General features: G+C 74.3%; 22 protein-coding genes. 11 read left to right on the top strand and 11 right to left on the bottom strand.

Annotated features, from left to right (window positions below):
* Positions 1 to 274: 274 nt before the first annotated feature.
* The 4 genes from BM242_RS03330 (at position 275) to BM242_RS03315 (ending at position 5133) form a co-directional block, all read left to right on the top strand.
* Positions 275 to 943 (top strand): GNAT family N-acetyltransferase, encoded by a 669-nt coding sequence (locus BM242_RS03330; protein ID WP_093837036.1) that lies wholly within the window; start codon positions 275 to 277, stop codon positions 941 to 943.
* A gap of 259 nt (positions 944 to 1202) precedes the next feature.
* Positions 1203 to 2648, top strand: coding sequence for a hypothetical protein (locus tag BM242_RS03325; RefSeq protein WP_093837035.1), 1446 nt, complete (start codon positions 1203 to 1205; stop codon positions 2646 to 2648).
* A 17-nt stretch (positions 2649 to 2665) separates the two neighbouring features.
* Complete coding sequence (locus BM242_RS03320) at positions 2666 to 3757, top strand: glutamate ABC transporter substrate-binding protein (RefSeq protein ID WP_245833773.1); 1092 nt, start codon at positions 2666 to 2668, stop codon at positions 3755 to 3757.
* Positions 3758 to 3906: 149 nt separating this feature from the next.
* The gene (locus tag BM242_RS03315; RefSeq protein ID WP_093837034.1) at positions 3907 to 5133 is read left to right on the top strand and encodes a hypothetical protein; all 1227 of its coding nucleotides are present in this window, start codon (positions 3907 to 3909) and stop codon (positions 5131 to 5133) included.
* 79 nt (positions 5134 to 5212) lie between these two features.
* Here the strand turns inward: BM242_RS03315 and BM242_RS31095 are convergent, their stop codons facing one another.
* Entirely contained in the window at positions 5213 to 5551 is a 339-nt protein-coding gene (locus tag BM242_RS31095) for a hypothetical protein (protein ID WP_425443798.1), read from the bottom strand.
* Positions 5552 to 5561: 10 nt separating this feature from the next.
* Here BM242_RS31095 and BM242_RS03310 point away from each other — a divergent pair, with 10 nt between their 5' ends.
* The 6 genes from BM242_RS03310 to BM242_RS03285 all read left to right on the top strand — a co-directional run bounded on the left by BM242_RS03310 (position 5562) and on the right by BM242_RS03285 (position 14185).
* The gene (locus BM242_RS03310) at positions 5562 to 7721 is read left to right on the top strand and encodes a serine/threonine-protein kinase (RefSeq protein WP_425443797.1); all 2160 of its coding nucleotides are present in this window, start codon (positions 5562 to 5564) and stop codon (positions 7719 to 7721) included.
* 3 nt (positions 7722 to 7724) lie between these two features.
* Positions 7725 to 9668 (top strand): PP2C family protein-serine/threonine phosphatase, encoded by a 1944-nt coding sequence (locus tag BM242_RS03305; RefSeq protein WP_093837033.1) that lies wholly within the window; start codon positions 7725 to 7727, stop codon positions 9666 to 9668.
* Positions 9669 to 9688: 20 nt separating this feature from the next.
* On the top strand, positions 9689 to 11119 hold the full coding sequence (locus BM242_RS03300) for a vWA domain-containing protein (protein ID WP_093837032.1): 1431 nt from the start codon (positions 9689 to 9691) through the stop codon (positions 11117 to 11119).
* 20 nt (positions 11120 to 11139) lie between these two features.
* Positions 11140 to 12228: an FHA domain-containing protein gene (locus BM242_RS03295; RefSeq protein ID WP_093837031.1), complete on the top strand. Its 1089-nt coding sequence runs from the start codon at positions 11140 to 11142 to the stop codon at positions 12226 to 12228.
* A 95-nt stretch (positions 12229 to 12323) separates the two neighbouring features.
* Positions 12324 to 13052, top strand: coding sequence for an ABC transporter ATP-binding protein (locus tag BM242_RS03290; RefSeq protein WP_093837030.1), 729 nt, complete (start codon positions 12324 to 12326; stop codon positions 13050 to 13052).
* A complete protein-coding gene (locus BM242_RS03285) occupies positions 13049 to 14185 on the top strand; it encodes an ABC transporter permease (protein ID WP_245833772.1) in 1137 nt (378 codons plus the stop codon). Before BM242_RS03290 ends, BM242_RS03285 begins: the two co-directional genes overlap by 4 nt.
* 13 nt (positions 14186 to 14198) lie before the next feature.
* On the opposite strand, the gene BM242_RS03280 is transcribed toward BM242_RS03285, so the two are convergent.
* A complete protein-coding gene (locus BM242_RS03280; protein WP_093837029.1) occupies positions 14199 to 15443 on the bottom strand; it encodes an acyltransferase family protein in 1245 nt (414 codons plus the stop codon).
* Positions 15444 to 15517: 74 nt separating this feature from the next.
* Positions 15518 to 17332 (bottom strand): hypothetical protein, encoded by a 1815-nt coding sequence (locus BM242_RS03275; RefSeq protein ID WP_139238248.1) that lies wholly within the window; start codon positions 17330 to 17332, stop codon positions 15518 to 15520.
* A gap of 160 nt (positions 17333 to 17492) precedes the next feature.
* Between BM242_RS03275 and BM242_RS03270 the strand changes: the two genes are divergently transcribed.
* Positions 17493 to 17906, top strand: coding sequence for a globin (locus BM242_RS03270; RefSeq protein WP_175541230.1), 414 nt, complete (start codon positions 17493 to 17495; stop codon positions 17904 to 17906).
* Positions 17907 to 17942: 36 nt separating this feature from the next.
* Here the strand turns inward: BM242_RS03270 and BM242_RS03265 are convergent, their stop codons facing one another.
* The 8 genes from BM242_RS03265 to BM242_RS03230 all read right to left on the bottom strand — a co-directional run bounded on the left by BM242_RS03265 (position 17943) and on the right by BM242_RS03230 (position 26343).
* On the bottom strand, positions 17943 to 18632 hold the full coding sequence (locus BM242_RS03265; protein ID WP_093837027.1) for a DUF8185 domain-containing protein: 690 nt from the start codon (positions 18630 to 18632) through the stop codon (positions 17943 to 17945).
* Positions 18629 to 19180, bottom strand: a complete 552-nt coding sequence (locus tag BM242_RS03260; protein ID WP_093837026.1) for an acyl-CoA thioesterase — start codon at positions 19178 to 19180, stop codon at positions 18629 to 18631. Before BM242_RS03260 ends, BM242_RS03265 begins: the two co-directional genes overlap by 4 nt.
* 2 nt (positions 19181 to 19182) lie before the next feature.
* Entirely contained in the window at positions 19183 to 20847 is a 1665-nt protein-coding gene (gene ettA / locus BM242_RS03255) for an energy-dependent translational throttle protein EttA (RefSeq protein ID WP_093837025.1), read from the bottom strand.
* Between the two features lie 134 nt (positions 20848 to 20981).
* Positions 20982 to 21671 carry a DedA family protein gene (locus tag BM242_RS03250; RefSeq protein ID WP_175541229.1) on the bottom strand — a complete coding sequence of 230 codons (690 nt, stop codon included), beginning with the start codon at positions 21669 to 21671 and terminating at the stop codon, positions 20982 to 20984.
* An 85-nt stretch (positions 21672 to 21756) separates the two neighbouring features.
* Positions 21757 to 21999, bottom strand: coding sequence for a twin-arginine translocase TatA/TatE family subunit (locus tag BM242_RS03245; protein WP_245833771.1), 243 nt, complete (start codon positions 21997 to 21999; stop codon positions 21757 to 21759).
* Between the two features lie 129 nt (positions 22000 to 22128).
* The gene (locus tag BM242_RS03240) at positions 22129 to 22332 is read right to left on the bottom strand and encodes a hypothetical protein (RefSeq protein ID WP_139238246.1); all 204 of its coding nucleotides are present in this window, start codon (positions 22330 to 22332) and stop codon (positions 22129 to 22131) included.
* 230 nt (positions 22333 to 22562) lie between these two features.
* Complete coding sequence (locus BM242_RS03235; protein WP_093837023.1) at positions 22563 to 24014, bottom strand: thioester domain-containing protein; 1452 nt, start codon at positions 24012 to 24014, stop codon at positions 22563 to 22565.
* A 349-nt stretch (positions 24015 to 24363) separates the two neighbouring features.
* Complete coding sequence (locus BM242_RS03230; protein ID WP_175541189.1) at positions 24364 to 26343, bottom strand: GTPase; 1980 nt, start codon at positions 26341 to 26343, stop codon at positions 24364 to 24366.
* Positions 26344 to 26416 lie beyond the last annotated feature (73 nt).

Here is a 26416-nt window from a genome sequence, read left to right as displayed (position 1 = left end):
GACGGCGCCACCATCCACGGAAAGTGTCGCGAGCCACACCCGTACTGTTGCCCCGCCCGCGACCCGTTCTCCCCCGCCGCCGAGGGCTTTTGATCTTCTCGTGACGCGCTCCCCCGGGACGCCTCGCACAACCTCGCGCACCACCCTCGCGCGCCCGGCGTCCACGGCCCGGCGGCCCCGCCACGGGCCGCGCCGGAACCGGTTCCGGGACCGGTTGCGGCCGGCCGCCGCCCGGGCCTTGTGCCCCACCGCCGATTGGCCAAGGATGACGCGCATGACGCCTCCGTCCGCGCCTTCCGAACCCTCTCCGCCGCCCGCCGCGCCGCGCCCGCCGGTGACCGTCCGCCCCTTCCGCCCCGGCGACCGCGAGGCGATGGCGGACATCTGCATCCGCACCGGGCACATCGGCGGCGACGCCCGCCCCCACTACCGGGACCCCGGCGTGCTGCCCGTCCTGTTCGCTCTGCCCTACGCGGAGTTCGACCCCGGCCTGGTCTTCGTCGCGGACAACGGCGAGCGCGCCATCGGCTACATCGTGGGCACCGAGGACAGCACCGTCCACTTCCGCCGGCTGCGCGACCAGTGGCTGCCGCTGTTCGCCGGCCGCTACCCGCAGCCCGAGCTCCCCGCCGCCGACCCCGACAGCCACCTCGCGGACCTGCTGCACCACGCCGAGCGGATGCTGCCCACGGAGCTGGTCGGCGACTACCCGGCCCATCTGCACATCGACCTGCTGCCCGAGGGCCAGGGGCGGGGCCTGGGCCGGAAACTGATGGAGACCTATCTGGACGCGCTGCGCGCCCGCCGGGTGCCCGGCGTCCATCTGGGTATGAGCCCGGAGAACACCCGTGCCCGGGGTTTCTACGACCGGCTCGGCTTCCGGGAACTGCGCGCCCCCGGTCCGGGGGAGCCCACGCTCTATCTCGGCATGCGGCTGGCCTGACCCCCGGCGGCCCGGACCAGGGCACACGGCCGGGCACCGCCCGGGACGGCGGAAGGCGAGGCGGGAGCACCGTGCTTGATCGCGAACCGGACACGTTACGGGCCGGATCGGCGCAACGGCTGTCTCGTCCTCCCCCCGACCGGCCATACTGCTGGCCAAGACCCGTACCGCGGCCGGTCCGGGCGGCGCGGCCGGGAACCGCGGACCCGCCTCGGACGACCTTGGAGGCGAGGACGACGACAGGGGGAGGTCCCGGACCGTGACACACCCGCAGACCGCACCGCCCGCGACGGCACCGGCAGTCGCGGCGCCGGGCGGTCCTGCGTCCGGTCCGCCCGCCGTCCCCCCGCCGCGTCCGCCCGCGCCCCCGGCGCCGCCGCCGGGCGAGCACCGCCGCACCGCCTTCGCCGAGGGCCTGGAGCGGCTGCGCGCCGCGGCCCGCACCGAGCCCGGCAGGCTGCGCATCATCGGCGCCGTACTGGCCGCGCTGATCCTGCTGTTCGGCACGGTCACCGCCTGGCAGGCCGGCCAGCGCACCCAGGGCACCGGCCGGCTGATCGACGACACCCAGCCGCTGACCGCGGACGCGGCCGGCATCTACCGTTCGCTGGCCGACGCCAACACCACCGCTGCCACCGGCTTTCTCTCCGGCGCCAACGAGCCGCCCACGGTGCGGGAGGACTACGAGGACGCCGTCCGGTCCGCCGCCGTGCTGCTCGGCGCCGCCGCGCAGCACAGTGCCGGCTCCCCCGAGGCGCGCGCCCAGATCCGCGTGCTGAGCGAGCAACTCCCGGTTTACACCGGCCTGGTGGAAACCGCCCGGGCGCACAACCGGCGCGGCCTGCCGCTGGGCGGCGCCTATCTGCGCTACGCCAACACCCGGATGCAGGAGGTGCTGCTGCCCGCGGCCGAGCGCCTGTATCTGCTGGAGACCGAACGGTTCCGCGGCGAACTGGACGAGGCCCGCGACCGGCCCTGGCCCGCGCTGCTGGCCGGCGGCGCGGCCCTGGCCGCACTGGGCTGGGCCCAGGTGCGGCATCTGCGCCGCACCAACCGGGTGCTGAACCCGGGCCTGGTGGCGGCCACCGCGGCCACCGCCCTGCTGCTGGGCTGGCTGGCCGGGGCGCACACCCTGGCCCGCTCGCAGCTCGGCACCGCCGAGCAGCAGGGCGCCCGCTCGCTCCAGGTGCTCAACGAGATGTGGATCGCCGGTCTCCAGGCCCGTGGTGACGAGAACCTGTTCCTGGTGGCCCGCGGTTCCGGATCGGTCTACGACGACAGCTTCCGGGAACGGATGGAGCTGATCGCCGGGCCGGCCGGCGAGGACACCACCGCCGGTCTGCTCGCCGACGCGCTGGCGCTGGCCGAGGACGAGGCGGGCCGCACCGCCCTGGGCAGCGTCGGCCGGGACCTCGCCGACTGGCGCTCGCTGCACGAGGAGGCGCAGCGGGCCGAGGCCGGCGGCGACTACGAGCGCGCCGTGCGACTCGTCATCGGCGCCGAGCAGTCCACCGGGGTGCTGTTCGACGCGGTCGACAAGAGCCTGGCCGAGGCGGTCGAGCACGAGCAGCGGGACTTCCGGCAGGCCGCGTCCGAGGGCCGGTCGGTCCTCGGCGGGCTGACCGCCGGCGCGGTGGCGCTGGGGCTGGCGGGTGCCGTCGGCGCGGTGCTCGGCATCGGCCGCCGGTTGTCGGAGTACCGGTGAGAGGGGGCACGACAGCCATGGCGACGCACCGGACACGCCCGGAGATCCACCCGGCCGAGCCGTCCGCCGGGCGGCCCCGGCGCACCCCGCGGGCCGGCAACGGCCGGGCCCTGCTGCTGGCCGCGGCCGGACTGGCGCTGGCCGCGGTGATGCTGGTCTGCACCGTGCTGGACGGCGGCACCGGCGGCCGTCCGGAGCCCTTCCCGGAGCTGCCGGGCGTGGAGGAGGCCGAGCAGGCGGCCAGCGAACAGACCCGGCCGGCCGCCGAGCGCGAGGTGTGCGAGGACGGCACCGATCCCGCGGACAGCCTCGCGCCCTCCCCACTCGGCCCGGACGAGGGCGAGGCGGTACGCCGCATCCAGGAGCGCGGCGCGCTGATCGTGGGCGTGGACCAGAACAGCTATCTGTGGGGGTTCCGGGACCCGGAGAACCACATCGTCGGTTTCGACATCGACCTGGTGCGGGCCATCGCCGAGGATCTGCTGGGCCCGGACCCGGACATCGTCTTCAAGGCGGTGCCGACCTCTGAGCGCATTCCGCTGCTGAGGGAACGGAAGATCGACATGGTGGTGCGCACCATGTCCATCACCTGCCGGCGATGGGAGAAAGTCGCCTTCTCCACCGCCTACTTCGAGGCCGGCCAGCAGCTTCTGGTGGAGCGCGACTCGGGCATCACCGGGCTGGACGAGTCGCTGGACGGACAGCGGGTGTGCCGGGCCGACGGCTCCACCGCCGCCGATCTGCTGGAGCGGGCGGACGCCGAAGGGCTGGGCGCGACCGTCGTGCGGGCCCCCAACCATCTGGACTGCCTGGTGCTGGTGCAGCTCGGCGAGGCGGACGCGCTGATGACGGACAGCGCGCTGGCCGCCGGGCACGCCGCCCAGGATCCGGCGATGCATCTCGTCGGGGAGCCGCTCACCATCGAGCCGTACGGGGTAGCGATGCACCTGGAGGACACGGACCTGGTCCGCCGGGTCAACCGGGTGCTGGAGGAGTGGACGAGTGGCGGAACGGACAGCGGCTGGCGGCAGTCCTACAACCGGTGGCTGGCCGGGCATCTCGGGGACGACAGCCCGGCACCGCCCGCCCCGCGCTACGGCCGGGGCTGACCGGATGACCGGCGGGCCGGAGGGAAAGACCTGAACCGACCGAACGAACAGCACGAAGAGCACAGGCACAGCAGACACAACAGGCACAACAGGCAAGCGGCACAGGGTGCATCGGTCACGCGAGTGACTGTGAGGAGGTGTGAACGGTGTTGAGCCGTGAGGACGCGGACCGCAGGCTGGCCCGGCTCGGCGCCGAGCACGAGGCGATAGAGAGCTCCCTGCTCGCGCTCCAGGACCACGCCGGCCGCCGGCTGCTGGAGGGCGCCGAGCTGAGCGGGATCACCAGGGAACGCTGGGCCGCCGCCGAGGAGACCATCGGCCGGCTGTGGTCCTACTTCGAGGTCTGCTCCCGCACCCTGACCGACGCCCGCGACGTCCGCGCCCGCCGCCGCCATCCGGGCCCGGCCGAACTGGAGGAGCTGTCCCGGCTGCTGGAGGGCGACTGCATGGTGGTCACCGGCGGCATACTGCTGGCCGAGCACATCGGCTGGGAGGAACTGGTGCGCCGGATGAACACCGGCTACGCCGCGGTCCTGGACGTGGTGGCCGCCGCCGACGCCGTCTGGTCGGCGCTGCCCGCCCGGATCGACCTGCTCTCCGCCGAGCTCCAGCGGGTGGCGCGGCTCGCCCACTCGGTCGGTGTGCGGCCCGGCCAGCACCCGGCCGGCGACGACCTGGAGTCGGTCACCAAGGAACTCACCGCGCTGCGCGAGGAGGTCATCGCCGATCCGCTGGCCTTCTGGGTGCCGGCCGGGGGCAGCAGCGCCCCCGGCGGCGGCCGTCCGGACACCGCCCGCTACGACCGGGCCGCCCGCACCATCGAGGAGGTACGGCGGGAGATCGAGGCGGTGCTGGACGTCCGCAAGGACGCCGAGGACCGGCTGATGCGCCTGCGCGACCTGCTCTCCCGGGCGGACCGCACCCTCGCCGAGGCACGGGCGGCGCGCGGCGAGGTGCTGGCCAAGATCGCCGCCTCCGAGGTGCCGGCGGTGAGCGGCCCGCCGACCGCGCTCCAGGAGGAGCTGGCCACCGCCGCCGAACTGCGCCGCCGGGCGCAGTGGCACCGGCTGTCGCCGCTGCTGGAGTCCCTGGAGCGGCGGGCCGAGGAGGAGCTGGAGCGGGCCCGCGCCTCGCTCACCGCGGTCACCGCGCCGCTCGCCGTGCGGGCCGAACTGCGCGGCCGGCTGGACGCCTTCCGGGCCAAGGCGGCCCGGCTGCGGCTCGCCGAGGACCTGGTGCTGGTGGAGCGGTACGACACGGCGCGCCGGCTGCTGTGGTCCGCTCCCTGCGATCTGCGGGCGGCCGAGCGGGCGGTGACCCGTTATCAGGAGGAACTGGCGGCGCTGGAGAAGGAAGCCGACGAGGAGCGAGCTTGAACGACGCGCAGCAGCAAGCGATGTCGTGCCAGCGGCCGAACTGCCCCGGCACGTATGAGGACATGGGCGGCGGCGAGCGCTACTGCGACACCTGCGGGCTGGCTCCGGTCGTCTCGGCGGCGAGCCTGGCCGGGCCGCCGCGGGCGGAGCCGGGCGGCGGCGGTCCGCCGGAAGGGCCGCCGGAGAATCCGCCGGGCGGCCCGGGAGGGGACGGCTCGGCAGGCTCCTCCGCCGCCTCCCGCTCGTCCTCCCGCTCGTCCTCCCGGTCCACCTCGCGCTCCCAGATGTCCCGGCGGTCGGTCTCCGGGCGGCTCTCCCGGGCGCTGTCCGGGCGGCTGCCCGCGCGTTCGGTCGCGGTCCGCAGCTCACGCTCCTCGGCCTCCACCGGCCGCGGCAGGCTGGGCGCGGGCATCGTCACGGTGCCGACCGTGCCGCGCCCCGACCCGCGCTCGGTGGTGCTGGAGAAGCCCGAGGTGCCCGAGCGCAAGCGCTACTGCGGCAATCCGGACTGCCAGGCGCCGGTGGGCCGCAGCCGCGGCGATGTGCCCGGCCGCACCGAGGGCTTCTGCACCAAGTGCGGTCACCCCTACTCCTTCGTGCCCAAGCTGAACCCCGGGGACACGGTGGGCGGCCAGTACGAGGTGGTGGGCTGCATCGCGCACGGCGGCCTGGGCTGGATCTATCTGGCGATCGACCATCCGGTGGGCGGCCGGTGGGTGGTGCTCAAGGGCCTGCTGGACACCGGCGACCAGGACGCCATGCAGGCCGCCATCGCCGAGCGCCGCTTCCTCTCCGAGATCGAGCACGCCGCCATCGTGCGGATCTACAACTTCGTGGAGCATCTCGACCGGCGCACCGGCAGCCTGGACGGCTACATCGTCATGGAGTACGTGGGGGGCAAGTCGCTGAAGGAGATAGCCAACGAACGGCGCACCCCGGACGGCCACCGCGACCCGCTGCCGGTGGAGCAGGCGTGCGCCTACGGCATCGAGGCGCTGGACGCGCTGGGCCATCTGCACAGCCGCAATCTGCTCTACTGCGACTTCAAGGTGGACAACGCCATCCAGCAGGGCGACCAGCTCAAGGTGATCGACATGGGCGCGGTGCGGCGGATGGACGACGACAGCAGCCCGCTGTACGGCACCATCGGCTACCAGGCCCCGGAGGTGGCCGAGCTGGGCCCGTCGGTCGCCTCCGACCTCTACACCGTGGCCCGTACCCTGGCCGTGCTCACCTTCGACTTCCGCGGCTACACCGGTGAGTACGCGGACTCGCTGCCCGAGCCGGAGGAGGTGGCGGTCTTCCGGCGCTACGAGTCCTTCTACCGGCTGCTGGTGCGGGCCACCGACCCGGATCCGCACCGCCGCTTCGCCTCGGCGGAGGAGATGGCCGAGCAGCTGACCGGGGTGCTGCGGGAGATCGCGGCCATGCACAGCGGCCGGCCGAGACCGGCGGTCTCGCCGCTGTTCGGCCCGGAGCTGCGGGTCACCGACACCGAACTGCTGCCCCGCACCGGCGGCGCCGACGGCGGCCCCGGCGGCGTGTCGCGGCTGGGCCGCCGCCCGGTGAGCCGCCGGGAACGCGCCGCGGGCACGGCCGCCGCCGGGGCGCTGCCGCCCGCGCCCGCCGCCCCGGCGGTGGTGCCGCTGGACGTGCGGGAGGCGGCGCTGGCCCTGCCGGTGCCCAAGGTGGATCCGGCGGACCCGAACGCCGGGTTTCTCGCCGGGCTGGTCGCCTCCGACCCGGCCGATCTGCTGAACGCGCTGCGCGCCGCACCGGCGGACTCCGCGGAGCGGCGGCTGCGCGAACTGCGCGCCTGGCTGGAGCTGTCCGCGGCGGCGGGCGAACCCCCGCGGCCGGAGGCCGGGCAGGCGCTGGCCGCGCTGGAGAGCGACCACCCGGACGACTGGCGGGTGGTGTGGTACCGGGCGCTGACCGCGCTGATCGGCCGGGACTGGGAGACCGCCGCGCTCTCCTTCGACGCGGTGTACGACGCCTTTCCCGGCGAGGTGGCGCCCAAGCTGGCGCTGGCGGTCTGCGCCGAGGTGCTGGGGCAGCTCGACAACGCGGCCGACTACTACGACCTGGTGTGGACCACGGACCCGAGCCATGTCAGCGCCGGATTCGGCCTGGCCCGGGTGCGGCTGGCCCGCGGTGACCGGGAGGGCGCGGTGCGGGCGCTGGAGTCGGTGCCCGCGGCCTCGGCACACTGGACGGCGTCCCGGGTGGCGGCGATCCGGGCGCGGCTGCGGCAGCGGCTGCCGTCGGAGCCGCTGCTGCCGGATCTGCTCGCCGCCTCCCGGCAGCTTGCCGAACTGCGGGAGAACGGACTGGAACCGGCCCTGGGCGAACAACTGTCCTGTGAGGTGCTGGGCACCGCGCTGGACTGGCATCTGGCCGGGAGAAACGGCGGCCCGCAGCCGGACGGCAACGGCCGGCGGCTGCTGGGCCGTCCGCTGGACGAGACCGGGCTCCGGCTCGGGCTGGAACACTCCTACCGGGTGCTGGCCCGGCTCGCCCCCAGCAGCAGTGAACGGATCGACCTGGTGGAGGCGGCCAACCGCTTCCGCCCGAGGACCTGGGTGTGACACATGCCGCAGCTTGACCGAGTCTCCGCCTGCCCCGGCTGCGGAGCGCCCAGGGAACACGACGACCGCTACTGCGGCGTCTGCGGCACCGACCTCCGCAACCCGCCCGGGGCGACCGCTCCCGCCGCTCCCGCGGCCCCCTCCGCTCCGGCCCCGGGCCCGGGCGGCGGTGCCGACCTGACCATCCCGGACTGGGTCAACCCGCCCCGGGCCCAGGCCCCGCCCCGCCCGCCGGCCGGCCCGCCGGACGCGGGGGCCGAGGCCGGCGCCGGGGACTTCGACGTGCCGGACTGGGTCAACCCGCCGCACAAGCGGGCCCGGAGCGGGCCCGCCGATCCCACCGTCCCGGACTGGGTCAGCCCGCCCCGCGAGCCGGCCGCCCCGCCGCCGGAGGAGGCCCACGACCCGGAGCGCACCCTCCCCGACTGGCCGGCGCCCTCCCTCCCCGCCCCCCAGGAGCCCGCCGGCACCGCCGGCCCGGCACCCGACTGGCCGCCCGCACCGGACCAGGCCCCGGGCCCCGGCCGGGAACAGCGCGAAGCGCCGGCACCGGACCGGGCCTCCGCACCGGGCCGGGCGCCCGCCGCGGGCCAGGGGCACGCCGGAGGCCACGCCGCACCGGCCGGCCAGGCATGGCCTGCGCCCCCCGCCGGCACCACGCCCGCCGGCCGGGCCGCACCACAGCGGGGAGCCGCCCCGGGAGCAGTCCCGCCCGCCCGGGGACCGGCCGACGGCGCCGCCGGCGGCATCGCGCCCGACGAACAGCGGCTGCGCTCGGACCGGCCCGGGCCCCCGCCCACCGAGGGGGACTTCACGCTGCCGCCGCCGCTGCCGGTGCCACCGCCGGCCGCCGCCGCGCCGCAGGCCGGCGAGGCACCGCCGCCCGCGACCGCCCCCGCGCCGGGGGCGCCGGACCCGCGGCTGCGGGACACCTCGCTGCCCGCGCCCGGCACCGTCCCGGTCCAGTGCGTGCACTGCGGCGCCGGGCCGGTCGACGGCGACGGCTACTGCGGGGACTGCGGCCGGTCCCAGCCGGGCGACCGGGACCATGTCGAGCACGGGCTGGAGGGCGTCGCCGGCGTCAGCGACATCGGGCTGCGCCACCACCGCAACGAGGACGCCTTCACCATTTCCGCCACCGCGCTGCCGGACGGCTCACCCGCCGTGATCGCCGTCGTGTGCGACGGGGTCTCGTCCTCCAGCCGCCCGCACGAGGCGTCCGCCGCCGCCGCCGAGGCGGCCGGCGAGGCCCTGCTGCGTTCCCTGCCCCGGGGCGTCACCGGCCAGCAGGCCATGCACGAGGCGCTGCTGCGCGCCGCCGCGGCCGTCGCCGAACTCGGCGGCAATCAGCCCTCGCTGGCCGGCAACGCCCCGGCCTGCACCATCGTCAGCGCCATCACCATGGGCCGGGAGCTCACCGTCGGCTGGGTCGGCGACAGCCGCGCCTACTGGGTGCCGATGGACGGCCGGGGCCACGCCACCCGCCTCACCGAGGACGACTCCTGGGCCGCCCAGATGGTCAAGGCCGGCCTGCTCACCGAGGAGGCGGCGATGGCCGACCGCCGCGCCCACGCCATCACCGCCTGGCTGGGCGCGGACAATCCCGAACTCGAGCCGCACACCGCCGCGTTCAAGCCGGACCGGCCGGGAGTGGTGATCGTCTGCACCGACGGCCTGTGGAACTACGCCGACTCCGCCGACCAGATGGCCGCCGTGGTGCCCTCCGCGGCCCGCCGGCAGCCGCTGGCCGGCGCCCAGCAGCTCGTGCGCTACGCCCTGGACTCGGGCGGACACGACAATGTCACCGTGGCCGTGATCCCGTTCCCCACCGCCGGGATCAGCCTGGCGCCCGAGGAGTCCGAGGCCCGCCGCTCCGCCGCGCCCTCGCACACCGCGACGCAGCCCATCGCGGCCCCGCCCCCGATGCCCCGCGCCGAGCCACGCTGACCGAAGCAGGAGCCGAACGCATGCCGCAGCCGCCGCAGTTCACGGTCGAGGTGTACCAGAACGCATACCTGCCGCAGGACGGCACCGAGGTCAACGCCATCGTCACCGTGACGGCCTCGGGCGGCGGCATCCGCGGCGGGCGGGGGAACCCCCCGGCAGGGCCGGCCGGGCCGCGGACCGGCGCCGCCGCCCCGGAGCCGGTCTCCGACGCCGCGCCGGACCCCGGCGGAAACGACGGCAACGACACCGGCAACGGCACCGGCACCGGCGGCACAGCGGGTCCGGACGCGGCCGTGGTGATCATGGTGGACTGCTCGGGTTCCATGGACTACCCGCCCGCCAAGATGCACCACGCCCGCCGCGCCACCGAGGCCGCCGTGGACACCGTGCGCGACGGGGTGGCGTTCGCCGTGGTGGCCGGCACCCACCGGGCCAGGGAGATCTATCCCGGGGGCGGGCGGCTGGCCGTCGCCGACGACACCAGCCGGGAGGCGGCCCGGTCCGCGCTGCGCCGCCTCACCCCCTCCGGCGGCACCGCGATCGGCACCTGGCTCCGGCTGGCCGAGCGGCTGCTGGCCTCCACCACCGCCCCCATCAAGCACGGCATCCTGCTCACCGACGGCCGCAATGAGCACGAGGACGCGCAGGAGCTGCGCCGGGCGCTGGACCACTGCGCCGGAAGGTTCACCTGCGACGCCCGCGGGGTGGGCACCGACTGGGAAGTGGCCGAGGTCACCGGCATCGCCTCGGCACTGCTCGGCTCGGCCGACATCGTGGCCGCCCCCGAGGAGCTGACGGCCGACTTCACCGCCATGATGGAGGCCGTCATGGGCAAGGAGGTGGCCGGCGTCAGCCTGCGGCTGTGGCATCCGGTCGGGGCCGAGGTGGTCTTCCTCAAGCAGGTGTCGCCGTTCATGGCGGATCTGACCGGGCACCGCACCGCAACCGGGCCGCGCACCGGCGACTACCCCACCGGCTCCTGGGGCGAGGAGTCCCGCGACTATCACCTGTGCGTGCGGGTCCCGGCGGCCGGGGTGGGCCAGGAGATGCTGGCCGGCCGGGTCTCGCTGGTGGCCACGGAGCCGGACGGCACCGGAACGGTCCTGGCGCGGGGTCTGGTCCGTGCCGTGTGGACCGCCGATCCGGCCGCCTCCACCCGGATATCGCCGCAGGTGGCGCACTACACCGGGCAGGCGGAGCTGGCCGAGGCGATCCAGCAGGGGCTGGATCTGCGCCAGGCCGGCGACGGCCCGGGCGCCACCGCCAGGCTGGGCAGGGCGGTGCAGCTCGCCCACAGCCTGGGCAATACGGACACCGCGAAGCTGCTTGCCAAGGTAGTGGACGTTGACGACCCGGTGACCGGTACTGTTCGTTTGAAGGCGAAGGTTTCCGACGCCGACGAGATGACACTGGAAACGCGCTCGGTGAAGACAGTCAGGGTGAAGAAATAGGCGGAGGGGGAGGCAGCGCGATGGCGACGTGCCCGAACGGCCACCAGTCGATGGCTGCGGACTGGTGCCCGGTATGCGGTCTCCGCATGCCCGCGCCCGGCGGCGCGGTGCCCCCGCCTCCCGGACCGCCGGCCGGCGGCTACCAGACCCGGGGCGGCGGCGAGGCGACCATGGCCGCCGAGCTGTGCCCGCAGTGCCGGACGCCCCGCGAGGGCATGGCGCCGTTCTGCGAGGAATGCCGGTACAACTTCCTGACCAACTCCCCCACCACCTATCTGCCGCCCACCCCGCAGCACGGCCCGCCGCCGGGCCGGCCCTACGGCCAGACCGGCCCGCAGGGCTACCCCGGTCAGCCGGACGGCACGGACCATCCGGGCCGCACCGGGCACGGCGAACCGCCGGGCCGGCACGAACAGCACGGGCAGCACGGGCAGCACGGCGCGCACGGGCAGCAGTTGGGCGGCGGCTACCCGGGGGGCGGGCAGCAGGCCCCGCCGCGTCCGCGTCCCGGCCAGTCGGAGGCGAGCGGCGACTGGCTGCTGCCGCCGCCGACCCCGCCCGCCGGGCCGCCGCCCGCGGCCCCGGCGCACGGCAGCACCGGCAGCGGCTACGGCTATCCGCCCGGGCCCGGCGCGGGCCCGTCCACCGGTCCCCTGCCGGCCGCCGGCCCCGGCCACGGTCCGGCCGCCCCCGGCCCGCGGCGCGGCGGCTGGGCGGTCAGTGTCGGCCCGGACCGCGACTACTTCACCGCGATGATGCGCCGCTCCGGCCCGGAGGCCGCCCAGTTGGTGCTGCCCGCCTACGCCCCGGAGCAGCAGATCCCGCTGACCGGCCCGCAGGTCACCATCGGCCGCCGTCGCCACTCCACCGGCGAGATCCCGGACATCGACCTCTCCCGGGCGCCGGAGGACCCGGGCGTCTCGCACCAGCACGCGATCCTGGTGGAGCAGCCGGACGGCAGCTGGGCGGTGGTCGACCAGGACTCCACCAACGGCACCACGGTCAACCATGCCGAGGAGCCCATCCAGCCGTTCATCCCGGTGCAGTTGCACGAGGGCGACCGGGTGCATGTCGGCGCCTGGACTACTCTCACCCTCTACCGCGCCTGAAATGTCCCGGCCCCGTCCCGGGCCGCCGCGGTCACCCGGTGTCCCGGCGGCCCCCGCGGCGCCCCGTGCGGGATGACCGGATTACGATCGCGGACATGACTTCAGCAGCCATCACGGCCGAGGGACTGCGCAAGCGGTACGGGGACGTGCAGGCCGTGGACGGCGTGACCTTCGAGGTCCGCTCGGGCGAGTTCTACGGCATCCTCGGCCCGAACGGCGCGGGCAAGACCACCACCCTGGAGATCATCGAGGGGCTGCGCGAGCCGGACTCCGGCACCGCCCGGATGCTCGGCCGGCCCTCCTGGCCCCGGGACCGCCGGCTGCTGCGCCGGATCGGCGTCCAGCTCCAGGCCTCGGCCTTCTTCGAGAAGCTGACCGCCCGCGAGCAGATCCGTACCTTCGCCTCGCTCTACGGCGTTCCGGCGGCGCGGGCGGACGCCATGCTGGAGACGGTCGGCCTGGCGGAGAAGGCCGGGGTGCGGGACGACCGGCTCTCCGGCGGCCAGCAGCAGCGGCTGTCCATCGCCTGCGCGCTGGTGCACGATCCCGAGCTGGTGTTTCTGGACGAACCGACCACCGGGCTCGATCCCCAGGCCCGGCGCAATCTGTGGGATCTGCTGCGGGCCATCAACGCCGAGGGCCGCACCGTGGTGCTGACCACCCACTACATGGACGAGGCCGAGGCGCTGTGCGACCGGGTGGCGGTGATGGACCACGGGAAGATCCTGCGGGTCGGCCCGCCCGCCGAGCTGATCCGCGAACTGGGCGTGGCCTCCCTGGAGGACGTCTTCCTCCAGCTGACCGGACGGGAGTACCGCGAGTGAGCCCTGCCGACCTGCTGGACCCGGCCCCCGCCGCCCCCTCGGCCACCGGCCCCGGGCCCACCCGGCTCGGCGTGCTGCTGAGCCTGTCCCGGGTGATGTACCTGGGCATGGTGCGGGACCGCACCGCGGTTTTCTTCATGCTGCTCTTCCCGCTGATGTTCCTGCTGCTGTTCGGCGCCCTGTTCCAGAACGACTCCACCTCCCGCTCCACCATCGCCCAGGTCGGCGAGGTGCAGGTGCTGGACGAGCTGTCCGGCGAGGCGCTGCGGGAGGTCACCGAGGTGCTGGAGATCCGCCGGGTCCCGGACCGGGCGCAGGCCCTGGAGGACGTCCGCAAGGGGGAGGTGGACGCGGCGATCTGGCAGGGCGAGGACGGCACCGTGCAGCTTCGCTACTCGGCCGCCGACGCCACCCGCGCGGGCACGGTGGGCGGCATCGTCAACTCCCTGGTGCAGAACGCCAATGTGGCCGCCACCGGCCGGCCGCCCGCCCATGAGCTGCACACCGCCCGGGTGGAGGACGAATCGGTGAAGCCGATCCAGTTCTTCACCCCCGGGCTGCTGGGGTGGGCCATCGCCATGGGCGCCTCCTTCATGTCCGCACTGACCCTGGTGAACTGGCGGAAGAAGCGGATTCTGCGGCGGCTGTGGCTGGCGCCGGTCGGGCCGGGGTCGGTGGTCGGTGCCCGGGTCGGGGTCAGCCTGGGGCTGGCCCTGGTGCAGCTCGCGCTCTTCCTGGCGATCGCCACCATCCCGTTCTACGGGCTGCGGCTGACCGGTTCCTGGTGGCTGGCGATTCCGCTGGTGTGCTGCGGCACCCTGGCGTTCATGGCGGTGGGGCTGCTGATCGGCGCGCTGGCCAAGACCGAGGAGGCGGCCAACGGGGCGCTCCAGGTGGTCATTCTGCCGATGGCGTTCCTGTCGGGTTCCTTCTTCCCGACCGACCAGATGCCCGACTGGCTGCGCGCGGTCTCCCATGTGCTGCCGCTGAAGTATCTCAACGAGTCCATGATGGCGGTGCTCTCGCGCGGCGAGAGCTGGGGGGCGGCACTGCCCACCATAGGCGGGCTGCTGCTGTTCGCCGCGGTGCTCACCGCCATCGCCGCCCGCCTCTTCCGCTGGGACGCCGCCTGAGCGGCCCTGCCGCTCACCGCATCCCGAACAGGAACCGGGCCGGCCGCGTACGGCGCACCAGCAGCTCGTACGCGGCCACCGTCAGCAGCAGTGAACTCAGCGAAATGACCAGGAACTTCACCACCATGGGCAGCTCCCGGCCGACCACCCCGTAGGCCACCGCGACCACGATCGGCTGGTGCAGTACGTAGAGCGGCAGCACCGCGTCCCCCAGGTACCCGGACACCCGCCGCCACCAGTCCCGCAGCGGTCCGGCCGGGCCGCCGCCGGACGCGGCGGCGGCCCGGCCTCCGCGGTCCAGCAGGCCCAGGATCGCCACCACCGCGCACCAGCCGGTGGCCCCGTAGAGCCCCCGCGCCGCCACGGCCAGGGGCGAGAACTCGGTGAACGGCTCGTCGGTGAGCAGAAAGCCGGGCATGCCCAGGGCGAACAGCGCCCCGGCGAGCACCGCCGCCCGGGCCGCGTCCCGGCGGATCACCGCCCGGAACCGCTCGTCGGACACCACGGCCAGGCCGTAGCCGAAGAACAGCAGGTAGGCGAGACGGTGCCAGCCGCCGTAGCCCTCCTCCAGCCCGAGCAGGGCGCTGATCAGCGCCAACGGCGAGGCACCGGCGAGCAGCAGCAGGCCACGGCGCCGGGTCGCGGCGCCGGCCGCCGCGCCCAGCAGGGCGGCGCCCCGCCCGGGCGGCAGCAGGGCGGCGGGCAGCGCCAGCAGCAGCGCGAAGCTCAACAGCAGGGCAACGAACCACAGATGCCCGGTCTCGAAGTGCTCGCCCTGCACCACGAAGGGGAACTCGGCCGCCTCCAGGTGCACATCGAAGAAGCGCGGCCAGAACTCGGGGTAGCTCTCCCGGTAGCCGGGGTCGGCGGCGCGCAGCCGCAGCCACTGCGGCACGGGCAGCAGCACCAGCAGCGCGAAGAGCAGCGGGACGCCCAGGCGCCGCAGGCGTCCGGCGGCGAAGCCGCGCGGGCCGCGGCGGCGCAGCGAGTGCCGGGAGCCCACCCCGGCGATCAGAAACAGCAGCGGCATGGCCCAGACCACGGCCAGACCGGCGGCGATCATGGTGGCATCGGTGGTGGTGTCGTTCTTGATGTAGAAGTCGTCCCGGCTGTCGAAGACCAGGGCGGAGTGGAAGAACACCAGCCCGATCACGACCAGGGCCCGCAGGGCGTCCAGCTCGCTCCGCCGCTCGGGCGGGGCCGCCGCCCCGGCCGGCGTCTCCCCCGTCGGCGTCTGCCCGCCGCGTAAGGTCGTCATGCCGGACAGTCTCCGGCCTCCCCGGCCTGCTGCGCCATGCCCGGGGGGCGGCGACCGGCCTTTCGCCGGCGGCGTCACTCCCCGTCCGCGCAGGCGGTGATCTCCCGGGCCAGGGCCGCCAGATCGGCGGCCACCGCATGGGTGTCGCCGCCGTCCGGCGCGTGCAGCACGTCGGAGCCGTCGTCCGGGAACCGGTAACCGTCGTCCTCGATCAGTTCCCGCACCCGGAGGAAGCGTTCCCGGAAGGTGCGCCAGTCGTCCGTGCGCGGGTCGAGGAACCGGGTGGGGCGGACATAGCGGTCGTCCTTGGCGTCGGGGCCGGACAGGTTCGCGTCGTGCGGCAGGACGTCCTTGAAGTAGTGGCCGATCGACGGCAGGGAGAGGTAGGAGGTGCGGTCCGCGTCGATCAGGTTGTAGGTCGGCATGCCCTGGCCGTAGGTGAGCCAGTTGTCGGAGTAGGTGAAGGTGCGGCCCTGGATCTGGTCCCAGCTCGCGCCCGCCACCACCCCGTCGGGCATCAGCACCGCCTCGAAGGAGCCGCCGGTGCTGTCCCGGTCGGTGACGAACTTCAGGAACGGCGCCGAACCGGGGGTGGCCTCCTCGGTCCAGCCGGCCGGCTGGTGGTACACGGACAGGCCGGGTGCGAACAGGTGCCAGCGGACCCCGGCCTCGTCCACAAAGACGTTGTTTCCGTCGTCGGTGTCGTCGTGCGGGAAGCCGCCGGCCGGGCCGCCGTCCGGCCGCTTCAGCTCCCCCACCGGAAGCATGCTGAACAGATAGGCCCGGCCCCGGTCCTCGTCCAGCTTGTACGCGCAGGTGGCGGGGGTGGCGGCGGCCTGGTGGCGGAAGGTGTACCCGGCGTCGAACCCGGAGCAGCCGCCGTCGAGCACCTTCACCGTGGCGGAGACCCGATAGGTGCCCGTCTCCCGGTAGGTGTGGTCCTGGAGCCTGGTCCGGCCGGGCGGGCCGCCGGACGCCCGGTGCCGCGCCGTGGTGCCGTCGCCGAAGTCGAAGCCGATGTCGAACGAGCAGCCCTCGGTGCTGGACAGCGAGACAAAGCCGACCTCGATCTCGGGATTGTCGCTGGTGCAGTCCGCCGGGCCGTCGTAGTACAGCAGACACTTGTCGACAGTGCCGGCCGCGGGCCGGTCATCCGGCGCCGCTCCGGGCCCGGCCAGCGGCGAGTCCTCCGTGGTCCGGACCGGCTCGGCGTCCGGCACGGTTCCGCCCGCCGCGAGCCGGTCCGCGACCTGCTCGGACAGTTCGCGCAGCGCGTCGCCGCTGACCTCGTAGCCGGGCTCGGCCGGATCGATCCGGGCCGTCGCGCCCAGCGAGCTGACCAGCACCTGCTCCTGCTGAGGGGAGGTGCCGAGCAGGACCACGAACGAGTCGTCGGTGAAGTAGCACGGCCGGATGCCGGCGGCGAGGCCGAGCTCGCACCGCTGGTTCTCGGCGGCCCGCGCCCGGTAGGTGTCGAACGACTCGCCGCTGCCGGCCGGGGACCCGGCGTCGGTCACGAACACCGACAGGGCGGCCTCCACCGGCTCCTGCTCCTGCTCCTGGTCCTGGTCCTGGTCCTGGTCCCGCACCGTCCAGAGCCGCCAGGCGTGCACGCCGGCCTCCGGGTTGGCGGTGCAGTCACCGGTCAGCCGGTCCTGCCCGACGTCGAGCAGGCCGGCGGCCAGCTCGGCGGAGACGATGTCGCAGACCGTCTCCGGCGCCGCCGCCGGGTCCCGGCCGCCGCCGGGCGTGGGCTCGGCGGAGCCGCCCGGCTCCGGGGCCGCGGAGGGTTCGTCCCGGTCCGTTCCGCCCGGACCGCTGCATCCGGCCAGCACCGCCGCCGCCAGCAGCAGTGCTGCCGCACGGCGGACCCGAAGTCCCGACACCACGATCCCCCCAGACCCGGCCCCCGGGCCGCCCCCCGGCCCGCTGTGCGGATCGTAGAGCCCGGCCGGACCGTCCGTCCACCTCCCCGGGCCCGGGCGCTCCGGGCTTCTGAGACCATGGAGACGTTGAGACGAGGCCGGCCGACCGGATGGTGAGTAAACGGTGACCGAAGACCCCCGTATCCCGCGCGGCAGTGTGCCGACCGCCACCTTCTACGAGCAGGTGGGCGGTGAGGAGACGTTCCGCAGGCTGGTGCGGAGGTTCTACGAGGGAGTGGCCGAGGACCCGGTGCTGCGGCCGATGTACCCGGAGGAGGATCTGGGCCCGGCCGAGGAGCGGCTCCGGCTGTTCCTGATCCAGTACTGGGGCGGCCCGCGCACCTACAGTGAGCAGCGCGGACACCCGCGGCTGCGGATGCGGCACGCACCCTTCGCGGTCAACCGCGAGGCGCACGACGCCTGGCTGCGCCATATGCGGGAGGCCGTGGACAGCCTCGGCCTCGATCCGGGGCCGGCGAAGCAGCTCTGGAACTACCTGGTCTTCGCCGCGGGCTCCATGATCAACACCCCCGGCTGATCCGCGCCCGCACCCACGCCCGCGCCCGGGCGCGGGTCAGCCGGGGAGGGGGGTCAGGGTGAGCGGGCCGCGGGTGGTGCGGCGCAGGGCGGTGGAGCCGTGCGGGGTGCGCAGCCGGAGCCAGGAGCCGGCCGCGAGCACCGCCACCGGCGGGCCGTCCGGACGCAGAAAGCCGAGCGCGTGCGCCGCGTGCACCGCCCGCAGCGGCAGCGGCGTGGCGGCCAGCGGGCGGGACCACACCTCCTCGGCCAGCCCGTCCAGCGCGGCGCGGGTGCGCTGCTGCGGCAGCAGGGCCTCGGTGCGGCTGCGGAACTCGGCGACCACCGAGGCCGCCGCGTCCCGCACCTGCCCGCCGGGCAGCTCGGCCAGCCGCCGCCAGCCGCCGCGCGGCGGCAGCAGCCCCGCCCAGGGCGGTCCGGTGACGGCGCCGGGCACGGTCACCGTGCCGGATTCCTCGTCCACCGCCTCCAGCAGTTCGCCGGCCGAGACGGTGATGTCCAGCTCCTCGGCGGGGGCCGGCACAGGGTCGGCGCCGGTGCCGGTGCCGGCGAGCGGCAGCGGGAGGACGGCCAGCACGTCGAAGCGGGCCGGGCGGGTGAAGGCGGCCAGGACGCCGTCCGCGCCGCGCAGCCGTACCGCCGCGGCCCGGTCCCAGCGGAGCTGCCGGCCGAGGAAGGCGGCGAAGCCCGCCGCCTGCTCCGGCCGGGCGAGAGTGAGCAGGGTCATGCCGGCCGTCGCCCCCGCCCGGTCGCGGAGTCGTCGAGGTAGCGCTCCAGGAAGGCCCGCTCCTCGGGGGTCAGCCGGCGCGGCGCCTGGCGTTCCAGATCGAAGGGGACGATGACCGTCGAGGCCCGGACATAGACGGCGTCCTCGTCCCGGACGTCGTAGGCCACCGTCGCCGAGGCGGCGCCGATCTTGGTCACCCAGGTCTCGATGGTCACCGGCCGGTGGCGGTGCACCAGCGGCCGGAGATAGTCGATCTCGTGCCGTGCCACCACCGAGCCGCCCGAGAACGGCACGGCCGGGTCGTATGCGCCGCCGCGCCCCGCCGCCCCGGCCGCGTCCGCCGCCATGTCCGCCACCTCGGCCGCGTGCCCGGCGTCCGCCGAGCCGCCGGCGGCACCGGCGGAGCCGGACGGCGCCGCCTCCTGCGCCAGCCGGAACAGGAAGTCGATCCGCGCCTCCTCCAGATACCGCAGGAAGGCGACGTTGTTGACGTGCCCGAAGGCATCCATGTCCGACCAGCGCAGGTGACAGGCGAAGAGGTGCCGCACGGTCAGCCCCGGGTGAGCTTCTTGTGCGTGGCGCGGTGCGGACGGGTGGCGTCCGGACCGAGCCGCTCGATCTTGTTCTTCTCGTAGGACGCGAAGTTGCCCTCGAACCAGAACCACTGCGAGTTGCCCTCGTAGGCGAGGATGTGCGTGGCCACCCGGTCCAGGAACCACCGGTCGTGGGAGACGACCACGGCGCAGCCGGGGAACTCCAGCAGCGCGTTCTCCAGCGAGGAGAGCGTCTCCACATCGAGGTCGTTGGTGGGCTCGTCGAGCAGCAGCAGGTTGCCGCCGCGCTTGAGGGTGAGCGCCAGGTTGAGGCGGTTGCGCTCGCCGCCGGAGAGCACCCCGGCCGGCTTCTGCTGGTCCGGCCCCTTGAAGCCGAAGGCCGAGACATAGGCCCGGGAGGGCATCTCCACCTTGCCGACGTTGATGTAGTCCAGGCCGTCGGAGACGACCTCCCACAGCGTCTTCTTGGGGTCGATGTTCTCCCGCGACTGGTCGACATACGAGATCGAGACCGTCTCACCGACCTTGACCTTGCCGTTGTCCGGCTGCTCCAGCCCTTGGATGATCTTGAACAGGGTGGTCTTGCCGGCGCCGTTGGGACCGATCACACCGACGATGCCGTTGCGCGGCAGGGAGAAGGACAGGCCGTCGAAGAGGACCTTGTCCTCGAACGCCTTCTCCAGCTTGTCCACCTCGACCACGACATTGCCCAGCCGCGGCCCCGGCGGGATCTGGATCTCCTCGAAGTCCAGCTTCCGGGTCTTCTCGGCCTCGGCCGCCATCTCCTCGTAACGGGCCAGGCGGGCCTTGGACTTGGCCTGCCGGCCCTTGGCGTTGGAGCGGACCCACTCCAGTTCTTCCTTGAGCCGCTTCTGCCGCTTGGCGTCCTTCTGCCCCTCCACCTTCAGGCGGGCGGCCTTGGTCTCCAGGTACTTGGAGTAGTTGCCCTCGTAGCCATGGGCCCGGCCGCGGTCCAGCTCCATGATCCACTCGGCCACGTTGTCCAGGAAGTAGCGGTCGTGGGTGATGGCCACGACCGTGCCCGGGTACTTGGCGAGATGCTGCTCCAGCCAGGCCACGGACTCGGCGTCCAGGTGGTTGGTGGGCTCGTCGAGCAGCAGCAGGTCGGGCTGTTCCAGCAGCAGCTTGCACAGCGCCACCCGGCGCCGCTCGCCGCCGGAGAGGTGGGTGACCGGCCAGTCGCCCGGCGGGCACTCCAGGGCGTCCATGGCCTGTTCGAGCTGGGCGTCGAGATCCCAGGCGTTCGAGTGGTCGAGCTGCTCCTGGAGCCGGCCCATCTCCTCCATCAGCTCGTCGGTGTAGTTGGTCGCCATCTCCTCGGCGATGGCGTTGAACCGGTCGAGCTTTGCCTTGGTGTCGGCCACGCCCTCCTGGACGTTCTCCAGGACCGTCTTGTCCTCGCTCAGCGGCGGCTCCTGGAGCAGGATGCCGACGGTGTAGCCGGGCGAGAGGAAGGCATCGCCGTTGGAGGGCTGCTCCAGACCGGCCATGATCTTGAGCACGGTGGACTTGCCGGCGCCGTTGGGGCCCACGACGCCGATCTTCGCACCGGGCAGGAAGGCCAGGGTGACGTCGTCGAGAATCACCTTGTCGCCATGCGCCTTGCGCGCCTTGCGCATCGTGTAGATGTACTCAGCCAAGAGAAACCGTCCGGCACTAGTTCAGCGGGCTGCGGGCAATCGGTTCCATCCTGCCGCATGCCCCGTCCGCAGCGGAAATGCCCCACCCGTCCCCGGTCCGGGGATTCACCGAGGGTGAGCGGCCCCCCGGCGGACTACCGTTCCGTACCGCCGCCGGACGGCACGGCGGAGGGCGCGGACGGCGCGGAAGGGGCCGCCGGCCGGGCCGCCCGCCGGGCGCGGAGGAACTCCACGACGATCGGGGTCACCGAGAGCAGGACGATGCCCACCAGCATCAGCTCGATGTTGTCGCGCACGAACGCGATACGGCCGAGCGCGGCGCCCAGCAGGGTGACCCCCGCTCCCCACAGCACCGCGCCGAGGACGTTGTAGGTGACAAAGGTGCGGTAGTGCATCCTGCCCACCCCGGCGACGATCGGGGTGAAGGTGCGCACGATGGGCACAAAGCGGGCCAGCACCAGCGCCTTGGGGCCATGACGCTCGAAGAAGGCGTGCGCCCGGACCACGTTCTCCTGCTTGAACAGTCGCGAGTCGGGCCGCCGGAACAGTGCGGGCCCGGCCTTGCGGCCGAAGACATAACCGGCCTGGTCGCCCAGGATCGCGGCCACCACGATCAGCACGCACACCAGCCACAGCGGATAGTGCAGATACTCGCCCGCGGCCACCAGCATGCCGGTGGTGAACAGCAGCGAGTCACCGGGCAGGAAGAAACCGATCAGCAGCCCCGACTCGGCGAAGACGATGGCCAGGATGCCGATCAGGCCGAAGGTCTGGATGAGGTGTTCGGGGTCGAGCCAGGCAGGCCCGAGGGCCAGAGCGTCCACCAGGGTGTGTCCTTGCGGGAGGAAAGGTGAGGAAGGAGAAAGAAGAAAGGAAAGGGAGGACGAAGGAGACGAAGGAGGGGAGGACTCAGCCGGCCGGGGGACGCTCGTCCCGCGGCGCGGCGGTCTGCGGCAGGGGTTGCGGGACGGCTCCGCCGGACTGCGGCGCGGCGGCATCCCTGCTCATCGCCCGGGCCTCGGCTCTCAGGATGCGCAGCGACTGGCCCAGCCCGCGCGCCACCTCCGGCAGCCGCTTCGAGCCGAAGACCACCAGAACCACCAGGAGCAGCACCAGCAGGTGGCTGCCGGACAGTGCGTTGCCCATGCCCATGCCGATCGGCCTTCTCTCATCGGGGCCGGGTTCACCCATCGGTTCCACGGCCTGAGCGCAGCATACGCCGCTTCGGGCCTTGGCAAGCGCCATCCGGGAAAAGACCCGGCCGCGGGCCGCGGTGGCCGCTCAGTCGGGCTCGTCCCCGGAGGGGGCGTCCTCGTCCCGGGCGACGATCAGGTGGACGGTCAGCAGGCCGAAGCCGCCGCTCAGGACGATGCCGAGGATGGTGCCGACCGGGTCTCCCCCGCGGACGCCCGACCATCCCACGGCCATGCTGCCCAGGGTGGCCAGCAGGCAGAAACTGGTCAGCCAGCCGGTCCAACGCCCCATGCCGACACCTCCGAAGAACCGTCCGGACACAGTGACGGTACCGCCGGCCGGCACCGCGGAGCGCCCCGGTCCCCGGACACCGGTGATCGGGCGGCCGGGCCGCCCGGCTCCCTCCTCACACGACCGCACCCGGCCCGCCGCGGGGGCGCCGGGTTCGGCGCCCCCCGGGGGACCGGGTGCGGTTCCGTCAGCCCTGCGCTGTGGGGAATGCGCAGGTCACAGGAGGTGGGTCAGCTCTTGGCCTTCTTGCGGAGGAAGAAGACCACGGCGCCGCCGGCGACCAGCAGGGCCAGCGCGATGCCGCCGTACAGCGCCGGGTTGGTGCTGCTGCCGGTCTCGGCGAGGTCCGGGCCGTCGCTCTCGGTCTCACCGCTGCCGCCGGTGGAGTCCGGGGTCGGGGTGTCGTCCTCCTCGGTCTCGCCCTCGTCCTCGTTGTCCACCGAGGTGTCGCAGTCCAGCACACCGGTGAAGGTGGCCAGCGGCTCCTCGGAGTCCTGGCCGTAGACCTCGATGGCGTAGGGCTGCTTGTTCTCGGCCGGGACGAAGTGGGTCTCGGTGGCGCCGGCCGCGACGGTGATCTCGTCCTCGCCCACGGTGAAGGTGTACTCGCCGCCGCCCGCGTTGGTCAGTTCGAGCTGGACGCCGCCGTCCACGCAGGTCTCGGAGGCGTTCACCACGCCCACCGGCTCGGGCTCCGGCTCCGGTTCGGGCTCGGGCTCCGGCTCGGGCACGGCGGACCAGGTCGCCTCGGCCGTGGCGCTGACCGAGGAGTCGGTGGAACCGGCCAGGATCAGGGTCTGGGTCTCGTGGTCGATGCCGGTGAAGGCACGGCCCAGCGGCACCGTGGTGGTCACCGTGGCGGTGAAGGAGGTGCTGCCCGCGTCGGCGTCGGCCGGCACGTCGAAGAACAGTTCGGTGCCGTCGGTCACCGGGGTGGCCTCGGTGATCAGCTCACCCGCGCCGTTGACGATGTTGACGCCCAGTCCGGCGGCTCCCGCGTCGGGCGTGATGACGACCGAGTCGGCGCTGGTGGAGACGGTGACCGGGCCGAGCTTCTCGCCCGCCTGGCCGCCGACCGCGGCCGGGTTGAGCTCCAGCGACGGGCGGTCCGGCTCGGCGAGGTCCTGGGCGTTCTTCTTCAGCCACTTGGTGAGCTTCTTGGCCTGCTTGTTCTTCGGCATGGCGTCGACGCCGTCCGAGAAGAACCAGATGGCGGCCTGGGTGCCGGCCGCCGCCTGCTCGGGGGTCAGCGACTTGGCACCGACCGTACCGGCCAGCGCGTCCAGGTCGTCGACGGTGGGGTAGGAGTTCTGCAGGATCCAGTGGATCTTGCCCGCGTTGGGGTTGCCGGCCAGGGACGAGGCGTCCCAGCCGACCTCCTTGTAGTCGACACCGGTGCGGGCCCGGGTGCCGAAGTCGATGCAGTAGGTCTTGACGGTGCCGCCGCCCGCCACCTCCATGGTGAACAGGCCGCCGGAAACCTGTCCCCGTCGGCCGTTGTGCTCGACGACGATGGTGTCGTAGGTCTCCAGCTCGCCCAGGGTGGCGGTGGCGCCACCGTTGCGCGGGTTCTCGTCCGCGACGGCCTGTCCGGCGGTGGCGATGGTCCCTGCGGCGAACAGCGCGGTGGCAAGGGCGGTGGCCGCAAGGCGGGTGACAACCCGCTTGCGTACAAAGGTCATGGTCAGTCCCCTCCATGATGCGCACGGGCTGCCGCCGCAACTCTGGACAGCAGACTTCACAGTTGCCCCGTGCATGCGCCATGGATGCTAGAGACCCGAACAGAGCACTGTCCCCCGCCTTCGGCCACTGCAAGCCCAACGAGGTGTAATCGTTATCTTCACACTCAGGCCAATAGGACGATCGCGACATCCGAGCCGGGCGCGCCACCCGGCGTCCGCCGCCCGGGCGGGCCGGGCTGCAAATGTTCCGCGAACGCCGTGCGAACGGGAACGGAAGGGGCGGAGCCACCCGGCCGGTGAGGCGGCGTCGGCCGGCGGGGCGTCAGTTCCGCGGCCCGGCCGGGGTACTTCAGCGCGATTCGAGTCCGCCCGCGGCGATGAAGAACTGTTCCCGCACCTCGCGATAGCGCAGCAGTTCGGCTGCGATGGGCTCCAGCACCTGGGCACGGCCGCGGGACGCCGCGATGCGGCGCAGCCGTTCCTCCTCCCGCCGGCCCCAGACCCGGGCCGGTGTACGGGCCGCCAGCCGGCAGATCCAGGCCAGCAGCGGAGCGGCCAGGGCCGCGCCGACCAGCAGCCCGGCGGGCAGCCAGTAGCCGGCCACCGAGTGGCCGGCCACCGCCAGCAGCAGCCAGCACAGTCCGAGCAACTGGGTGGCCAGCAGGCCCGCCTGGGCCACCGCGGCCACCGCCCACCAGCGGGGACGCGGCAGCCGGTCGGGACCGGCGGCGTCGGCGGGACCGGCCGGCCCGTCCGGGGCGGCGGGCGGCCCGGGGGCGGCGGCGCGCCCGGCCGGGCCGGCCGGCCCGGCGGGCGCCGGGGAGGAAGGGTCCGGCGCGGCGGGCTCGGCAGCGGGCGCGGCGGGCGCCGGCCCGGCGGGCGGTGGGTCCGGGCGGCGGCGCGCCATGGCCTGTTCGAGCTGGTGCGGCAGATCACGGGCGCCGGTCCAGGCGGCGGCCCGCACCGCCTTGGCCCAGGGCCGAGGCAGTTCGGCGGACGCCTCCTCGGCGACCTGCCGCACCGCCTCCACCACGGCCGGCCGGCAGACCCGCGGCGGGGCCAGCAGCAGGCCGCGGGTGCGGGTGGCCAGATCGGCCGGCTCGCCGCGCCGCACCGCCCGCCGTTCGGCGAACCGCCGGGCGAGCTGCGCCCACGGGGTGCCGCAGGCGCGTTCGGCGCGGCGCAGCAGATAGCGTTCCACGGCCAGCCCGGCGGCCGGGGCGCCGACCGCCGAGGCCAGGCGTTCCTCGAACTCCTCGCGGGCCTCGGCGGTGAGCCCGGCCGGGGCCTGCACGGTGTCGGCGATGCAGGCGGGGCGCAGCCGGCGGGTGGCGCCGTCCACGTCCGCCAGCAGCCGCCGGGCCGCGGTGGCCCGGCTGCCGACCAGTTCGCCGAGCAGTTGGCGCAGTTCCGGCATGCCGTCCCCGGTGAGTGCGGAGACCCCGAGCACCCCGGCGCCGGGTTCGCCGTGCTCGCCCAGGGCCACGCCGCGCTCGTCCAGCAGCCGCCGCAGGTCGTCCAGGACGGCCTCGGCGGCGTCGGCGGGCAGCCGGTCGGTCTGGTTGAGCACCACGATGCTGACCTCGGCGTGTCCGGCGAAGGCGCGCAGATAGCGCTCGTGCAGCACGGCGTCCGCGTACTTCTCCGGGTCCACCACCCAGATCACCCCGTCGACCAGGGAGAGCAGCCGCTCGGCCTTCTCCCGGTGGTCGAGGTCAACGGAGTCGTAGTCGGGCAGGTCCAGCAGGATCAGCCCGCGCAGCGCGGCGTCGGTCAGATGGGCGCGGCGGCGGGCGCGGGCCGGGATGGCGAAGCGTTCCAGCAGCGCCTCGGGGCCGATGCTGCGCCCGGCGTCCCAGGTGCAGGCGACGGCCGCGGCCGTGGTGGGACGGCGCACCCCGGTCTCCGAGAGCTGCGCCCCGGCCAGCGCGTTGAACAGGCTGGACTTGCCGCTGCCGGTGGCACCGGCGATGGCGATGGCGGTGTAGGCGCGGGGCAGCCGGGCGCGGGCCGCGGCGGCGTCCAGCACCCGGCCGGCCTCGTCCAGCACGGCCGCATCGAGGCGGGAACGGGACAGGCCGACCAACTGGCGCAGCGCGGCCAGCCGGAGCCGCAGCCGGCGGTCGGCCTCGGGCTCGGTGAGGGTGTCGGGGGCGGGCGGCGGGGCGGGTACCAGCGGCTCGGGCTCGTCCTCGGTCTGGAACTCCTGGCTGGGCAGGTGGTACGGCACGCCCCGGCGGGCGATCACCCCGTCGTCCCACAGGGTGGTGGCGGTGCCCGGTCCGGGCGGCGGCCCGGACGGCTGCGCCGCGGTGTTCTCCTCCGGCACGGTTCTCTCCTTCCGGGTGGGCTGGGGCGGGATGCGGGATGCGGGAATCCCTGGGCGCGGGATCGGCGGCGGC

This window comes from Streptomyces aidingensis (assembly GCF_900112355.1).
GTDB classification, from domain to species: Bacteria; Actinomycetota; Actinomycetes; order Streptomycetales; family Streptomycetaceae; genus Streptomyces; species Streptomyces aidingensis.
Note: the sequence above shows the minus strand (reverse complement) of the source record. Positions and strands in the feature narration are given on the sequence as shown.

What these genes read in the sequence shown, in the direction of transcription:
- BM242_RS03330 (WP_093837036.1), top strand. Translation starts at nt 275, where the DNA reads ATGACGCCTCCGTCCGCGCCTTCCGAACCCTCTCCGCCGCCCGCCGCG.
- BM242_RS03320 (WP_245833773.1), top strand. Translation starts at nt 2,666, where the DNA reads ATGGCGACGCACCGGACACGCCCGGAGATCCACCCGGCCGAGCCGTCC.
- BM242_RS03305 (WP_093837033.1), top strand. Translation starts at nt 7,725, where the DNA reads ATGCCGCAGCTTGACCGAGTCTCCGCCTGCCCCGGCTGCGGAGCGCCC.
- BM242_RS03300 (WP_093837032.1), top strand. Translation starts at nt 9,689, where the DNA reads ATGCCGCAGCCGCCGCAGTTCACGGTCGAGGTGTACCAGAACGCATAC.
- BM242_RS03295 (WP_093837031.1), top strand. Translation starts at nt 11,140, where the DNA reads ATGGCGACGTGCCCGAACGGCCACCAGTCGATGGCTGCGGACTGGTGC.
- BM242_RS03290 (WP_093837030.1), top strand. Translation starts at nt 12,324, where the DNA reads ATGACTTCAGCAGCCATCACGGCCGAGGGACTGCGCAAGCGGTACGGG.
- BM242_RS03280 (WP_093837029.1), bottom strand. Translation starts at nt 15,443, where the DNA reads ATGACGACCTTACGCGGCGGGCAGACGCCGACGGGGGAGACGCCGGCC.
- BM242_RS03265 (WP_093837027.1), bottom strand. Translation starts at nt 18,632, where the DNA reads ATGACCCTGCTCACTCTCGCCCGGCCGGAGCAGGCGGCGGGCTTCGCC.
- BM242_RS03245 (WP_245833771.1), bottom strand. Translation starts at nt 21,999, where the DNA reads ATGGGCATGGGCAACGCACTGTCCGGCAGCCACCTGCTGGTGCTGCTC.
- BM242_RS03240 (WP_139238246.1), bottom strand. Translation starts at nt 22,332, where the DNA reads ATGGGGCGTTGGACCGGCTGGCTGACCAGTTTCTGCCTGCTGGCCACC.
- BM242_RS03235 (WP_093837023.1), bottom strand. Translation starts at nt 24,014, where the DNA reads ATGACCTTTGTACGCAAGCGGGTTGTCACCCGCCTTGCGGCCACCGCC.